The sequence below is a fragment of the Pseudomonas sp. GW822-FHT01E03 genome (assembly GCF_058802985.1).
In genome coordinates, this window is sequence record NZ_JBXAOQ010000004.1 from 43005 (window position 1) to 56508 (window position 13504).

A 13504-nucleotide genomic window follows, 5' to 3' on the forward strand; every position below is an offset into this window, starting at 1 on the left:
CGTCACCATCAGCGACTTTGAATGGCCTTCCTTGCACTCGGTATTAACCACAAGACTGCTTCAGTAGACGTCCGCGAGCGCGTGGCTTTTACCCCTGAGCAGCTGGTTGAGGCCTTGCAGCAGCTCTGCCGACTCACCGACAGCCGCGAAGCTGCGATCCTCTCCACCTGCAATCGCAGTGAACTCTATATAGAACAGGATCACCTGTCGGCGGACGTCGTGCTGCGCTGGCTGGCCGAATATCATCATTTGAGCTACGACGAGCTGCGCGAAAGCGCCTATGTGCATGAAGATGATGCGGCAGTTCGTCACATGATGCGGGTGGCTTCCGGGCTCGACTCGCTGGTGTTGGGCGAACCGCAGATTCTTGGCCAGATGAAATCGGCCTATGCCGTGGCCCGCGAGGCCGGCACCATCGGGCCGTTGCTCGGTAGGCTGTTCCAGGCCACGTTCAATGCGGCCAAGCAGGTGCGCACCGACACGGCCATCGGCGAGAACCCGGTGTCGGTAGCGTTTGCCGCGGTAAGCCTGGCCAAGCAGATTTTCAGCGACCTGCAACGCAGCCAGGCCTTGTTGATCGGCGCCGGCGAGACCATCACCCTGGTCGCCCGCCATCTGCATGACCTGGGTGTAAAGCGCATAGTGGTCGCCAACCGCACCCTGGAGCGCGCGAGCATCCTGGCCGAACAGTTCGGTGCCCATGCGGTGCTGTTGTCGGATATTCCGGCAGAACTGGTGCGCAGCGATATCGTCATCAGTTCCACCGCCAGCCAGTTGCCGATTCTGGGCAAGGGTGCGGTGGAAAGCGCCTTGAAACTGCGCAAGCACAAACCGATCTTCATGGTGGATATCGCTGTTCCCCGCGACATCGAGCCAGAAGTCGGTGAACTGGACGACGTTTACCTCTATAGCGTCGACGACCTCCACGAAGTGGTTGCCGAGAACCTCAAGAGCCGCCAGGGCGCAGCCCAGGCCGCCGAAGAGATGGTCTTGATCGGTGCCGAAGATTTCATGATCCGCCTGCGCGAATTGGCGGCGGTGGACGTGCTCAAGGCCTATCGTCAACAGAGCGAACGCCTGCGCGATGAAGAATTGCAAAAGGCCCAGCGCATGCTGGCCAACGGCACCAGTGCCGAAGAGGTGCTGGTGCAACTGGCCCGCGGGCTGACCAACAAACTGTTGCACGCACCGAGCGTGCAGTTGAAAAAGCTCTCTGCCGAAGGTCGCCTGGATGCGCTGGCGATGGCCCAGGAACTCTTTGCCCTCGGTGAGGGCTCATCGGATAGCTTTTCGGATAAAAAACCGCAATGAAAGCGTCACTGCTCAATAAGCTGGATATCCTCCAGGACCGTTTCGAGGAATTGACCGCCCTGTTGGGCGATGGCGAGGTCATTTCCGATCAGAACAAGTTCCGCACCTATTCCAAGGAGTACGCGGAAGTTGAACCGATCGTGGGCGCCTATAAAGAACTGCTGAAAGTGCAGGACGACCTCGAAGGCGCCCAGGCACTGCTCAAGGACAGCGACCCGGACATGCGGGAAATGGCCGTGGAAGAAGTCCGCGAGGCCAAGGAACGCCTGGTCACGCTCGAAGCCGACCTGCAGCGCATGCTGCTGCCCAAGGACCCGAACGACGGCCGCAACGTGTTTCTCGAGATCCGTGCCGGTACCGGTGGTGACGAAGCGGCGATTTTCTCCGGCGACCTGTTCCGCATGTATTCGCGTTACGCCGAGCGTCGTGGCTGGCGGGTGGAGATCCTTTCGGAGAACGAGGGTGAACACGGCGGCTATAAAGAGGTGATTGCCCGGGTCGAGGGCGACAACGTCTACGGCAAGCTGAAGTTCGAATCCGGCGCGCACCGCGTGCAGCGGGTTCCGGCGACCGAATCTCAAGGCCGCATTCACACGTCGGCCTGCACCGTGGCGGTATTGCCCGAACCGGACGAACAGGAAGCCATCGAGATCAACCCGGCCGATCTGCGCATCGATACCTATCGCTCCTCCGGCGCCGGTGGCCAGCACGTCAACAAGACCGATTCGGCGATCCGTATCACGCACTTGCCGTCCGGCATCGTGGTCGAGTGCCAGGAAGAACGTTCACAGCACAAGAACCGCGCCCGGGCGATGTCCTGGTTGTCGGCCAAGCTGAACGATCAGCAGACCTCCGCCGCGGCCAACGCCATCGCCAGCGAGCGCAAGTTGCTGGTCGGTTCCGGCGATCGCTCAGAGCGTATCCGCACCTATAATTTTGCCCAGGGCCGAGTCACCGATCATCGGGTCAACCTGACCTTGTATTCCCTCGACGAGATCCTCGCCGGCGGCGTCGAGGCGGTGATCGAGCCGTTGCTGGCCGAGTACCAGGCCGATCAACTGGCAGCGATAGGTGAGTAAATGACGATCATTGCCAGTTTGTTGCGCGCCGCCGATTTACCCGACTCGCCGACGGCGCGTCTGGATGCCGAACTGCTGCTGGCGGCGGCCTTGGGCAAGTCCCGCAGTTTCCTGCATACCTGGCCGGAGCGCATCGTGCCGAGCGAAGCGGCGCTGACGTTCGCCGAGTATTTGCAGCGCCGCCGCAGCGGTGAGCCGGTGGCCTATATCCTCGGCCAGCAGGGTTTCTGGAAGCTGGACCTGGAAGTGGCACCGCACACGCTGATCCCGCGCCCCGACACCGAACTGCTGGTGGAAGCCGCGCTGGAACTGTTGCCAGCCACACCGGCCAAGGTACTCGACCTTGGCACGGGCAGCGGCGCGATTGCCCTGGCCCTGGCCAGCGAGCGTCCGGCCTGGAGCGTCACTGCCGTGGATCGTGTGCTGGAAGCCGTGGCCCTGGCCGAACGCAATCGCCAGCGCCTGCACCTGGACAACGCCACCGTGCTGAGCAGCCATTGGTTCAGCGCCCTGGAAGGTCAGCGTTTTCAACTGATCATCAGCAATCCGCCCTACATCGCAGCGGCCGATCCGCATCTGGTCGAGGGCGACGTGCGCTTTGAACCGGCCAGCGCCTTGGTGGCGGGTGTCGACGGGCTCGACGATCTGCGCTTGATCGTTGCCCAGGCACCGGACCATCTGGACGCCGGCGGTTGGCTGATGCTCGAACACGGCTATGATCAGGCCGAGGCGGTTCGCGATTTGCTGCTGACCCGGGGTTTCGAAGAAGTCCACAGCCGCACCGATCTGGGCGGTCATCAACGCATCAGTCTGGGGCGCCTGCCGTGCTGAATGATCAGGAATTGCTGCGTTACAGCCGGCAGATTCTGCTGCAACACATCGATATCGACGGCCAGTTGCGGCTCAAGGAAAGCCGCGTATTGATCGTCGGTCTTGGCGGTCTTGGCGCGCCAGTGGCGCTGTATCTGGCGGCCGCCGGCGTTGGTGAGTTGCACCTGGCGGACTTCGATACGGTCGACCTGACCAACCTGCAACGCCAGATCATTCACGACACCGACAGCGTCGGCATGACCAAGGTCGATTCGGCAATCAAGCGCCTGACGGCGATCAACCCCGAGATTCAACTGATCGCCCATAGTGCGGCGCTGGACGAAGACTCCCTGGCCGCCGTAGTGGCCAGAGTGGATCTGGTCCTCGATTGTTCTGACAATTTTTCCACCCGTGAAGCGGTCAACGCCGCTTGTGTGGCGGCCGGTAAACCGCTGGTCAGCGGCGCGGCGATCCGCCTCGAAGGGCAGCTGTCGGTGTTCGATCCGCGTCGACCGGAGAGTCCGTGCTACCACTGTTTATACGGGCACGGCAGCGAAGCCGAATTGACCTGTAGCGAGGCCGGCGTGGTCGGTCCGCTGGTGGGGCTGGTCGGCAGTCTGCAAGCGCTTGAAGCGTTGAAGTTGCTGGCCGGATTCGGCGAGCCGCTGGTGGGGCGCCTGTTGTTGATCGATGCCTTGGGCACGCGCTTCCGTGAACTGCGGGTCAAGCGCGATCCGGGCTGCAGCGTCTGTGGGTCGAAACATGCGTGAAGCGCCGATCGGCGTTTTCGACTCCGGTGTCGGTGGGCTCTCGGTACTGGCCGAGATCCAGCGTTTGCTGCCCAACGAGTCGCTGTTGTACGTCGCCGACTGCGGGAATGTTCCCTACGGCGAAAAATCCCCGGCATTTATCCAGCAACGTTGCAGCGTGATGGCCGACTTCTTTCGGCAACAGGGCGCCAAGGCTTTGGTGCTGGCGTGCAACACGGCGACGGTTGCCGGGGTCGCCGACCTGCGTCGCGACTATCCGGAATGGCCCATCGTTGGCATGGAGCCGGCAGTCAAGCCGGCCGCCGCCGCAACCCGCTCCGGCGTGGTGGGGGTGCTGGCCACCACAGGCACTTTGCAGAGCGCCAAGTTCGCCGCGTTGCTCGACCGCTTCGCCACGGATGTGAAAGTGATCACCCAACCCTGTCCAGGGCTTGTGGAGCTGATTGAAAACGGCGACCTGCGCAGCCCCGAGTTGCGCCAGCTGTTGGCCGGGTATGTCGAGCCACTGCTGGCTGCCGGCGCGGACACTCTGATTCTCGGCTGCACCCATTACCCCTTTCTCAAGCCGATGCTGCGGCAGATGATCCCCGAGGACATCAGCCTGATCGACACCGGCGCCGCCGTCGCGCGACAACTTCAGCGTCTGCTGGCCGAAGGCGAGCTGCTCGCCCAGGGACCTTCCCGTGAGGCACAGTTCTGGACCAGCGCCGATCCGCTTCATTTCAGAAATATCTTGCCGATACTGTGGAATACCTCTGGTGTTGTGCGAAGCTTCAACAGGTAGATGACTGTCCGGGGGAATACGAAGAGTCGGGGTAAACTTCTGATCAATCGCTGACTTCTATAGTTTTGCAGGGCTTGGTAACAAAAAAAACCATACGAAATCGTTCGGAAAAGGAAGTTTCAAGTGAAGCGACTATTCTGCTTGGCCGCGATTGCGACCGCACTTTTGGGGCACACTTTTACCGCGCAGGCGGCAGGTGTGGAATTTGCCGTGGGGCAAACCGGCGAGTCGACCATGACCTATCGATTGGGGATGCAGTTCGATTGGGACCAGAGCTGGTGGCAGAGCGACGTTGGTCGTCTGACCGGTTACTGGGACGGCGCCTATACCTATTGGGAAGGTGACGAGAAATCCAGTAACCACAGCCTGTCGTTCTCACCCGTGCTTGTTTATGAGTTTGCCGGCCAGAACGTCAAACCCTACATCGAGTTTGGGATTGGCGTGGCGGCGTTTGCCAGCACCGAAGTCGAAAGCAACGATCTGGGCAGCGCCTTTCAGTTCGAAGACCGCTTTGGTTTCGGTTTGCGCTTTACCGGCGGACATGAAGTCGGGGTTCGTGCGACGCACTATTCCAACGCCGGGATCACCACTCCGAACGATGGTGTAGAAAGTTACGCATTGCATTACACGATGCCGTTGTAAGCACCACGGTTTCAGCGGGTTGTAAATCCCTCTGTGGGAGCGAGCTTGCTCGCGATGACGATGTTTCATTCAACATCAATGTTGAGTCTGAAATCGCTATCGCGAGCAAGCTCGCCCCCACAGGGGGGGGGGCACGTGGTTTTCCAGTTCAGCGATACGCCGTTGAAATCCCCTGGCGTTCGTCGATGCACTCCGGAGCGCCCATCTCGAACTCCCGGCAGATCAGCGGGCGTTTTTCGTAGATCGTGCACATCATCGTGTTGCGATCCAGTGCGGCACACCAACCGTCATCCAGGCGCAACATCACTTCCCCGCCCCAGTCATCGGTATCGATGAACCGTTCAGGCACGCCCGTATCTGTGATCAGCATGACTTCGAGCTGGCAGCAGCAGGCTGCGCAGGTCGAGCAGGTGACCGCGGGCTCCGCGATTTGCGTATGGGGGATGGTTTTCATGGCGCGCAGTGTAAGGCAGTCACCGGGTACTGTGTGAAAGGTCTGACGGACGCTCAAATATCTGAGCGTCCGAGACACCGCCGCCATTGATGACGACTTTCAGGGTTGATCCTTGATCGGCGGCTGGCTGCGCACCATGCGTTTGCCGATCTCCAGTTTTATTTGGTCCGGCCGTTTGGAGAGTGGCCAGAGGGCGGTCATGAACGCTGCGGGGAAAGCGATTTCCAACGGGCGGTCCTTGAGTTTTTCGAAGATGTGCCGCGCGGCTTTCTCCACCGGCCAGCTCAAGGCCATGGGTGAGTCGTTTTTTGCCGTCAGCGGTGTCTCGACAAACCCGGGGCTGATTACCGTGAGTTCTATGCCTTCCGGGGCCAGGTCGATGCGCAGGGATTCGAACAGATAACGTAGCCCGGCCTTCGAAGTGCCGTAGGCTTCTGCCTTGGGCAGCGGCAGGTAGGTCACCGTACTGGCCATGGCCACCATATGCGGTGCGGTGCCGGCACGCAGCAATGGCAGGGCGGCGTCGATGCAATAGCTGCTGGCCAACAGGTTAGTGCGCACTACATGCTCGACAATCGACGCATCGAACTGCTTGGCATCCACGTACTCGCAGGTGCCGGCGTTCAGTATCACGGTGTCCAGCGAGCCCCAGTCCTCGGCAATCTGCTCGCCGATCTCGCGTACGGTCTGGCTGTTGGTCAGGTCTCCGGGGACCACCAGCACTTGCCCCGGATAACGTAGCGACAAGTCTTTCAGGGGGGCCACGGTGCGCGAACTGACGGCCAGGTGCGCACCGGCTTTCAGGATTTCTTCGGCCAGGGCGGCACCGATGCCGCTGCTTGCACCGGTCAGCCAGTATCGTCGTGCGAGTGTCCGACTCATCCCAATCTCCTTTTCAGCCAGGCAATTGCCCGGCCCAATACGGGTAAATGTTCATAAAGCAAAGCCCCCGGCATCGAAGTAATCCCGGTGGCGGTAATTCATGACCCAGCGGCGGCGTATTGCCGTGAGGGCAGGTTTTTGAATGCCGTCAACGCACGTGTACGGGAAGTACCCAGGTCGACGATCGGTGAGGGGTAATCCACAACACCGAAAAGGCCGCCGAGATTGGCGGGGTTGTGCACGTCTTTTTTATTCAACCCGGCCAGTTCTGGCAACCACTGCTTGATGAATACGCCTTCGGGGTCGAATTTTTCCGACTGGCTCAGCGGGTTGAAAATCCGGAAGTAAGGCGCCGAGTCGGTGCCGGTGGAAGAACTCCACTGCCAGCCACCATTGTTCGCCGCCAGGTCGCCATCGATCAGGTGACGCATGAAAAAGCGTTCGCCTTCGCGCCAGTCGATCAGCAGGTTTTTGGTCAGGAACATCGCCACCACCATGCGCAGGCGGTTGTGCATCCAGCCGGTTGCCAGCAGTTGGCGCATGGCGGCGTCGATGATCGGCAAGCCAGTACGCGCCTGTTGCCAGGCGGCCAGCTCTTCTGGGGCGTTGCGCCAGGCCAGCGCTTCGGTTTCCGAACGAAACGCGCGGTGCCGGGAAACCCGTGGGTAGCCTACCAGGATGTGTTTGTAGAACTCGCGCCACAGCAGTTCGTTGATCCAGGTGACGGCGCCGGTCTTGCCGCTTTCGAATTCACCTTGATTGCTGTTCAAGGCGGCGTGCAGGCATTGGCGCGCAGAAATCACCCCGGCGGCGAGATAGGCCGAGAGCTGACTGGTGCCGGGCTTCGCCGGGAAATCCCGTTCGCTTTGATAGTGCTCGATCTGCACATCGCTAAAGCTGTCGAGGCGACGCCGGGCTTCGGCTTCGCCCGCCGGCCACAGGTTGCGCAGGTTATCAGCGGGTGTTGCGAAGCCGTCGACACTCAAGGGGATCGCATCGCTGGCAATGTTCAGCGGCGCTTGTTTGTGCGGCGCGCGGACCAGGCTGGGCAGCGAGTGGTGCAGTCGTTCGTAGCAGACTTTGCGGAACTGGCTGAAGACCTGAAAGTAAGTGCCGGTGCGGGTCAGCACGCTCCCGGGCTTGAACAGCAATTGATCGAGGTAGCGGCGAACTTCGATCCCTTCAGCCTGTAGCGTCCGGGCGACCGCTGCATCGCGACGGGACTCGTGGATGCCGTATTCCTCGTTGAGGTGCAACGCATCGACCTGCCACTGTCGGCACAGGTTCAGCAATACGCTGGGTGCGTCATCCCAGCGAGGGGCCTGGCGGATCAGCAGGGGAATGTTCAGTTGACCCAGTTCGCGGCTCAACTCGCGCAGGTTGCGCAGCCAGAAGTCCACTTTGCAGGGCGCATCGTCGTGTTCCAGCCATTGTTCCGGACTCAGCAGGTACACCGCCAAGCACGGGCCGCGAGCCGCGGCGGCCGAGAGGGCGGTGTTGTCATGTAGGCGCAAGTCGCTGCGCAGCCAGATCAATTGCATTTTGGTATCCACGCGATCCATTTAAATCAACCCGCGCTGAACGAGTGCCTGATGTGCCGACAACGGATCTTCGGCCAGGTACAGATCAGCGATCACGGCAGTACTTGCGGACAACTCGGTGTGGTGGATGCATACCGTTGGTCCGGCAATCATTTTTGGGCAACTGACACCTTTGAAAAGTTTCGGCAGCTGTGCCGGATTCAGGGCTTTGCTTGAGTACAGCAGAACTCCTCGGGGTTGCAGAAGTTCGACCGCCAATGCCAATTCTCCGACAGGCAGCGGCCAGTCGAAGACCTCCACCGGGCAATCCGCGCTGCTGATCAGCCAGGCCGTGAGCCACAGGTGCGGTTCCACGGGCAGGTCCGAGTGGTTGACCAGCAGCAGCGGCGCGGTGCGCAACTGACGATTGTTATGGTAGATGCGCGCACCGAACTTGCTGCGCAACCAGGCACAAAAAAAGCCCCGCTCCATCTGCGCCCCGAACTGGCCTTGCCAGCGTTGCTCCAGAGCGGCCAGCAAGGGCATCAGCAATTGCTCGCACAGGGTTCGCGGCGGATACAGCGCCATCGCCTGATTGACGCTGTCATCCAGGGCGCGCTCCTGCAATCGGCTGACTGCCTGCAGCAACGTTTGCAGCAAGGCGTGCCAATCGTTGTCGACGGACTCGCTGAAGGCTTGCGGCGTGTCGAGCAATGGTTTGACCTGGCTGACGGCAACGCCACGGTTGAGCCAGGTGAGGATGGTCTGGATGCGTTGTACGTGGTCGGCCGAGAACAACCGATGGCCCTTGGGCGTGCGTAGCGGCACGATCAGCCCGTAGCGCCGCTCCCAGGCACGCAAGGTCACGGCATTGACTCCGGTCTGCCGCGCCACCTCACGGATCGGCAGCCAGCCTTCGTCCAGCGCCTTTTTAAAGTCATCGCCGAGGTCTTCGCGGGCGCTGGTGTCGAGTGCTTTTTTCATCAAATGGCGTTTCGCAGGCTGAGGTTTTCCGGGTGCGGTTGCAGGTAAACCTGCTGTGCGATGTACGGATCGGGGTGTTGGCGAAAGTGATGTTTGAGCAGTGTCAGCGGCACCACCAGTGGCACGATGCCCAGACGGTACTGGCTGATCACGTGCTGCACTTCCCGCTTGTCTTCGCCGCTGATGGCCTGTTTCAGGTAGCCACTGAGGTGTTGCAGGACGTTGGTGTGAGTGCGACGTGTGGCGCATTTTTTCAGCGCAGCCATCAGTTCGCTGAAATATCGGGGGCCCAGTTCCTGTGGGTCGGTTTTGCCCATGTTGCCCAGCAGGTTGCCCAGGGTTTTGTATTGCACCGGGTTGTGGGCCATCAGCAGGTATTTGTAGCGCGAATGAAAGTCCGTGAGACCGCGCCGGCTCATGCCCTCTTGGCGTAGTTGCTGCCAGGCGCTGTAGGCGAACACTCGGGTGAGGAAGTTTTCTCGCAGCACCGGATCGTTGAGCCGGCCGTCTTCCTCCACCGGCAAGTCCGGGTGCCGCGGGCAGAAGGCCCGGGCGTAGATCCCGCGCCCGCCACTGTCCGCCCGTGCGCCGTTGGCGTGGTAGACCTTGACCCGCTCCAAGCCGCAGGACGGGGAATTTTGCATGAAGATGTAGCCGCAAATATCCCCCAGCTGCGCTGCCATTTCCTGGCCGTAGGTGGCCAGCGGTTGTGTCACGTTAAGGTTGTGATCGAGGGTGCCCACGGCTTCGGGTTGATCTGCACTGCCCACCAGCCGAATCGGTTGGCGGGGTACGCCCAGGCCAATGGCCACTTCCGGGCATACCGGGATGAAATCGAAGTAGTCAGTGAGGGTGCGGCTGCACAACCGCGATTCCTTGTGTCCGCCGTTGTAGCGTACGTCGAGCCCCATCAGGCAGGCGCTGATGGCGATTTTCGGTTTGGCGGGGGAGTGGAACATCGGAGCACCTCGAATCTAAACCTGTACAAACATTCGGGTCTGTACAAGATAACTTCATCATAGGTTCGAAGTTGTACAAGTCAAATTATTTGTATAAGTTTTTGACGGGCTGCTGTCAGGGCGACAGCAGCGATTTGCTCGGATTGATGCTCTTTACTGCAGGTGCTCATGCAAGCGGCGGGCGGCCTCCTGACCGCTGAGCCAGGCCCCTTCGACGCGTCCGGACAGGCACCAGTCGCCACAGGCGTACAGCCCCAGGTCGGCATCGGCCAGGGTGCCCCATTCGTGACTGCTGGCGGGGCGGGCGTAGAGCCAGCGGTGGGCGAGGCTGAAGCTCGGCGCGGGCATTGAATCGTGCAGCAGTTCGGCAAATGCGCCGTGCAACTGTTCGATCACCGCTTCCTTGGACAGGTCGATGTGCTGGCGACTCCAGGCGCTGGTGGCATGCAAGACCCAGGTGTCGAGGGTGTTGTCGCGTCCGGGTTTGCTGCGGTTTCGGGCCAGCCAGTCGAGGGGGCTATCCTGTACGAAGCAGCCTTCCATGGGCGTTTCCAGCGGCGTTTCGAAGGCCAGGGCGATGGCCCAGGTCGGGTCCATTTTCACCCCGGCGGCGGCCCCGGCGAGTTTCGGTGCAGATGCCAGCAGAGCTGTGGCCTGTGGGGCCGGCGTGGCGATGACCACATGGCTGAACGGTCCGTGGGTGAAGCCTTCGGCGTCCTGCAGGTGCCAGTGTTCTTCACCGCGATAGACCTCGGTGATCCGGCAGGCGAAATGCACTTCGAGGTCACCGAGCAGGGCGCGGGTGATGGCGCTCATGCGAGGCGTGCCGACCCAGCGGGTCTGCTCGTCCGGCGACAGGTTGAGTTGGCCGCCATGGTAGGTGTACAGCTGCGGCGTCCATTCGGCGACCCAGCCCTTGGCTTGCCAGCGCTGGACTTCGTTGACAAAACGCCGGTCGCGGGCAGTGAAATACTGCGCGCCCATGTCCAGAGCACCCGCATCGCTGCGCTTGCTCGACATGCGCCCGCCGCTGCCGCGACTTTTATCGAACAGTTGGACCACGTGCCCGAGGTCCGTCAGGGCCTGGGCGGCGGAGAGTCCGGCAATGCCGGTGCCGATGATTGCGATAGGTACAGTCATAGGGGCCTCGTTTACCTTTCTGTACAGACTACGCCGGGGTTCAAACCTGTACAATATTGTTTTTTGGTATAACTTTTAGCGTTCTCGATCTGACAGCTTGGCCTATTGTTAAACATAGAGCCTGCTCGATACCAAAGATCCCTGCTTATAAAAATAGACTAATGGACAAGGTAAAACGCCACGCGAGGAAGAAGTCATGCACATATTGCTGACCGGCGGTACTGGTTTGATAGGACGTCAGCTTTGCCGGCACTGGTCGGGTCAGGGATATCGCCTGACGGTCTGGAGTCGCCAACCTGAAAATGTCGCGAAAATATGTGGTGCCCAAGTGCGTGGAGTTGCACGGCTGGAGGATCTGGGGCAAGAACCTGTCGATGCGATTATCAATCTTGCCGGGGCACCGATCGCCGACCGACTCTGGACGCACAAACGCAAAGCCCTGCTGTGGAGTAGCCGAATCACGCTCACCGAAACCCTTCTGGCCTGGCTTGAAAGCCGCGCACAGAAACCGCAGGTGCTGATCTCCGGTTCTGCAATCGGTTGGTATGGCGATGGTGGCGAACGTGAGTTGACCGAAGAGTCGCCACCGGTCATCGATGATTTTGCCAGTCAGTTATGCATCGCCTGGGAAGAGACCGCACAGCGAGCTGAGGTGCTGGGTATTCGCGTCATCCTTATTCGAACCGGGTTGGTGCTGTCGGCAGAGGGCGGCTTTTTGTCGCGGCTGTTACTGCCGTTCAAACTGGGCCTGGGAGGGCCGATCGGCAACGGCCGGCAGTGGATGCCGTGGATTCATATCGACGATCAAATCGCCCTGATTGATTTTCTGCTGCATCGCAACGAGGCCAGCGGTCCCTATAATGCGTGCGCGCCCGAACCCGTGCGTAATCGCGAGTTCGCCAAAACACTGGGTAGCGTGCTGGATCGCCCGGCGTTCATGCCGATGCCGACCCTTGCCTTGAAAGTAGGCCTGGGCGAATTGTCTTCGTTGTTGCTGGGCGGCCAGCGCGCGACTCCAGTGCGTTTGTTACAGGCTGGTTTCACTTTTAAGTTCACGGATTTGCGCGCGGCTTTGGACGATCTGTCCAGTCGCCTTTGAAATAGGACGTTGCATGACCGATCACGCGTTGCTTCTGGTCAACCTGGGTTCGCCTGCCTCCACCTCGGTGGCGGATGTGCGCAGTTACCTCAATCAATTTCTGATGGACCCGTACGTGATCGACCTGCCATGGCCGGTTCGACGGCTGCTGGTGTCGCTGATCCTGATCAAGCGTCCCGAGCAGTCGGCCCATGCTTATGCCTCGATCTGGTGGGACGAGGGCTCGCCGCTGGTGGTGCTCAGCCGTCGGCTGCAACAAGCGATGACCAGTCAGTGGCAACACGGCCCGGTCGAACTGGCGATGCGTTACGGCGAGCCGTCGATCGAATCGACGCTGGTGCGCCTGGTCGCGGCGGGGCACAAGCGAATCACCCTGGCGCCGCTTTATCCACAGTTCGCCGACAGCACCACGACTACGGTCATAGAAGAGGCCCGGCGCGTGGTACGCGAGAAAAACCTCGACGTGCAGTTGTCGGTGCTCCAGCCGTTCTACGACCAACCGGAATACCTCGATGCGCTGGTGGCCACGACCCGGCCGCATTTGCAGCAGGATTTCGATCACTTGCTGATGAGCTTTCATGGCTTGCCGGAACGGCATCTGAAGAAGCTCAACCCCGGTCACAGCTTCGAGGGTGGCGGTGATTGCTGCGCCGGTGCGCCGCCGGAGGTGGTCGCCACCTGTTATCGAGGCCAATGCCTGCGTACGGCGGCAGAGTTTGCCAAGCGCATGGGATTGCCGGAGGGCAAGTGGTCGGTGTCGTTTCAGTCGCGGCTGGGGCGCGCCAAATGGATCGAACCCTACACCGAAGCGCGCCTCGATGAGTTGGCCAAAAGCGGCGTGAAAAAGATTCTGGTGATGTGCCCGGCATTCGTAGCCGATTGCATCGAGACCCTGGAAGAGATCGGTGATCGCGGCAAGGAGCAATTCCGCGCAGCAGGGGGAGAGGACCTGGTGCTGGTGCCGTGCCTCAACGATGACCCGCATTGGGCGAAGGCGTTGAGTGCGTTGTGCGAAAGGGCGCCGTTGGCGCTTTAAAAGCTTCGCGAGCAAGCCCGCTCCCACAGGGAAA

At 60.7% G+C, this 13504-nt stretch carries 14 protein-coding genes and 1 pseudogene; 8 read left to right on the forward strand and 7 right to left on the reverse strand.

Translation table 11 applies throughout. The features are described from left to right. The first annotated feature begins 21 nt into the window (after positions 1-21). From hemA to AC1RP7_RS09010, 6 genes are all read left to right on the forward strand, one after another. Positions 22-1311, forward strand: coding sequence for a glutamyl-tRNA reductase (gene hemA, locus AC1RP7_RS08985; RefSeq protein WP_493181290.1), 1290 nt, complete (start codon positions 22-24; stop codon positions 1309-1311). Then, on the forward strand, positions 1308-2390 hold the full coding sequence (gene prfA, locus AC1RP7_RS08990) for a peptide chain release factor 1 (protein ID WP_007981853.1): 1083 nt from the start codon (positions 1308-1310) through the stop codon (positions 2388-2390). Before hemA ends, prfA begins: the two co-directional genes overlap by 4 nt. Beyond that, entirely contained in the window at positions 2391-3221 is an 831-nt protein-coding gene (gene prmC, locus AC1RP7_RS08995; RefSeq protein ID WP_090457656.1) for a peptide chain release factor N(5)-glutamine methyltransferase, read from the forward strand. Continuing rightward, on the forward strand, positions 3215-3970 hold the full coding sequence (locus AC1RP7_RS09000) for a molybdopterin-synthase adenylyltransferase MoeB (RefSeq protein WP_218494209.1): 756 nt from the start codon (positions 3215-3217) through the stop codon (positions 3968-3970). The genes prmC and AC1RP7_RS09000 overlap by 7 nt, the downstream gene beginning before the upstream one ends. Then, positions 3963-4754, forward strand: a complete 792-nt coding sequence (gene murI, locus AC1RP7_RS09005) for a glutamate racemase (RefSeq protein ID WP_150814906.1) — start codon at positions 3963-3965, stop codon at positions 4752-4754. Before AC1RP7_RS09000 ends, murI begins: the two co-directional genes overlap by 8 nt. Before the next feature lie 123 nt (positions 4755-4877). After that, positions 4878-5396, forward strand: coding sequence for an acyloxyacyl hydrolase (locus tag AC1RP7_RS09010; protein ID WP_349736491.1), 519 nt, complete (start codon positions 4878-4880; stop codon positions 5394-5396). A 148-nt stretch (positions 5397-5544) separates the two neighbouring features. Here the strand turns inward: AC1RP7_RS09010 and AC1RP7_RS09015 are convergent, their stop codons facing one another. From AC1RP7_RS09015 to AC1RP7_RS09045, 7 genes and pseudogenes are all read right to left on the reverse strand, one after another. After that, a complete protein-coding gene (locus AC1RP7_RS09015) occupies positions 5545-5850 on the reverse strand; it encodes a YkgJ family cysteine cluster protein (protein WP_007981864.1) in 306 nt (101 codons plus the stop codon). 99 nt (positions 5851-5949) lie between these two features. Beyond that, on the reverse strand, positions 5950-6732 hold the full coding sequence (locus AC1RP7_RS09020) for an SDR family NAD(P)-dependent oxidoreductase (protein ID WP_493181288.1): 783 nt from the start codon (positions 6730-6732) through the stop codon (positions 5950-5952). After that, a pseudogene (locus tag AC1RP7_RS09025) lies at positions 6729-6828 on the reverse strand (nuclear transport factor 2 family protein); the annotation flags it as partial. The gene AC1RP7_RS09020 and the pseudogene AC1RP7_RS09025, both read right to left, overlap by 4 nt. A gap of 2 nt (positions 6829-6830) precedes the next feature. Then, on the reverse strand, positions 6831-8273 hold the full coding sequence (phrB, locus tag AC1RP7_RS09030) for a deoxyribodipyrimidine photo-lyase (RefSeq protein ID WP_218494211.1): 1443 nt from the start codon (positions 8271-8273) through the stop codon (positions 6831-6833). Positions 8274-8294: 21 nt separating this feature from the next. Further along, positions 8295-9236 (reverse strand): MerR family transcriptional regulator, encoded by a 942-nt coding sequence (locus AC1RP7_RS09035; RefSeq protein ID WP_057713323.1) that lies wholly within the window; start codon positions 9234-9236, stop codon positions 8295-8297. Continuing rightward, entirely contained in the window at positions 9236-10195 is a 960-nt protein-coding gene (locus AC1RP7_RS09040) for a YbgA family protein (protein WP_493181286.1), read from the reverse strand. Before AC1RP7_RS09040 ends, AC1RP7_RS09035 begins: the two co-directional genes overlap by 1 nt. A gap of 153 nt (positions 10196-10348) precedes the next feature. Continuing rightward, entirely contained in the window at positions 10349-11335 is a 987-nt protein-coding gene (locus tag AC1RP7_RS09045; protein ID WP_057713325.1) for an NAD(P)/FAD-dependent oxidoreductase, read from the reverse strand. A gap of 196 nt (positions 11336-11531) precedes the next feature. On the opposite strand from AC1RP7_RS09045, the gene AC1RP7_RS09050 reads away from it, so the two are divergent. Both AC1RP7_RS09050 and hemH read left to right on the forward strand, forming a co-directional pair. Continuing rightward, entirely contained in the window at positions 11532-12434 is a 903-nt protein-coding gene (locus AC1RP7_RS09050) for a TIGR01777 family oxidoreductase (protein ID WP_493181285.1), read from the forward strand. 13 nt (positions 12435-12447) lie between these two features. Continuing rightward, positions 12448-13470, forward strand: coding sequence for a ferrochelatase (gene hemH, locus AC1RP7_RS09055; protein WP_154860512.1), 1023 nt, complete (start codon positions 12448-12450; stop codon positions 13468-13470). Positions 13471-13504: the final 34 nt, after the last annotated feature.

Bases quoted from the DNA above. Each gene is read 5' to 3' on its own strand.
- phrB (WP_218494211.1), bottom strand. From the start codon at position 8,273: ATGCAATTGATCTGGCTGCGCAGCGACTTGCGCCTACATGACAACACC.
- AC1RP7_RS09040 (WP_493181286.1), bottom strand. From the start codon at position 10,195: ATGTTCCACTCCCCCGCCAAACCGAAAATCGCCATCAGCGCCTGCCTG.
- prmC (WP_090457656.1), top strand. From the start codon at position 2,391: ATGACGATCATTGCCAGTTTGTTGCGCGCCGCCGATTTACCCGACTCG.
- AC1RP7_RS09020 (WP_493181288.1), bottom strand. From the start codon at position 6,732: ATGAGTCGGACACTCGCACGACGATACTGGCTGACCGGTGCAAGCAGC.
- AC1RP7_RS09035 (WP_057713323.1), bottom strand. From the start codon at position 9,236: ATGAAAAAAGCACTCGACACCAGCGCCCGCGAAGACCTCGGCGATGAC.
- prfA (WP_007981853.1), top strand. From the start codon at position 1,308: ATGAAAGCGTCACTGCTCAATAAGCTGGATATCCTCCAGGACCGTTTC.
- AC1RP7_RS09015 (WP_007981864.1), bottom strand. From the start codon at position 5,850: ATGAAAACCATCCCCCATACGCAAATCGCGGAGCCCGCGGTCACCTGC.
- AC1RP7_RS09050 (WP_493181285.1), top strand. From the start codon at position 11,532: ATGCACATATTGCTGACCGGCGGTACTGGTTTGATAGGACGTCAGCTT.
- hemA (WP_493181290.1), top strand. From the start codon at position 22: ATGGCCTTCCTTGCACTCGGTATTAACCACAAGACTGCTTCAGTAGAC.
- hemH (WP_154860512.1), top strand. From the start codon at position 12,448: ATGACCGATCACGCGTTGCTTCTGGTCAACCTGGGTTCGCCTGCCTCC.
- AC1RP7_RS09045 (WP_057713325.1), bottom strand. From the start codon at position 11,335: ATGACTGTACCTATCGCAATCATCGGCACCGGCATTGCCGGACTCTCC.
- murI (WP_150814906.1), top strand. From the start codon at position 3,963: ATGCGTGAAGCGCCGATCGGCGTTTTCGACTCCGGTGTCGGTGGGCTC.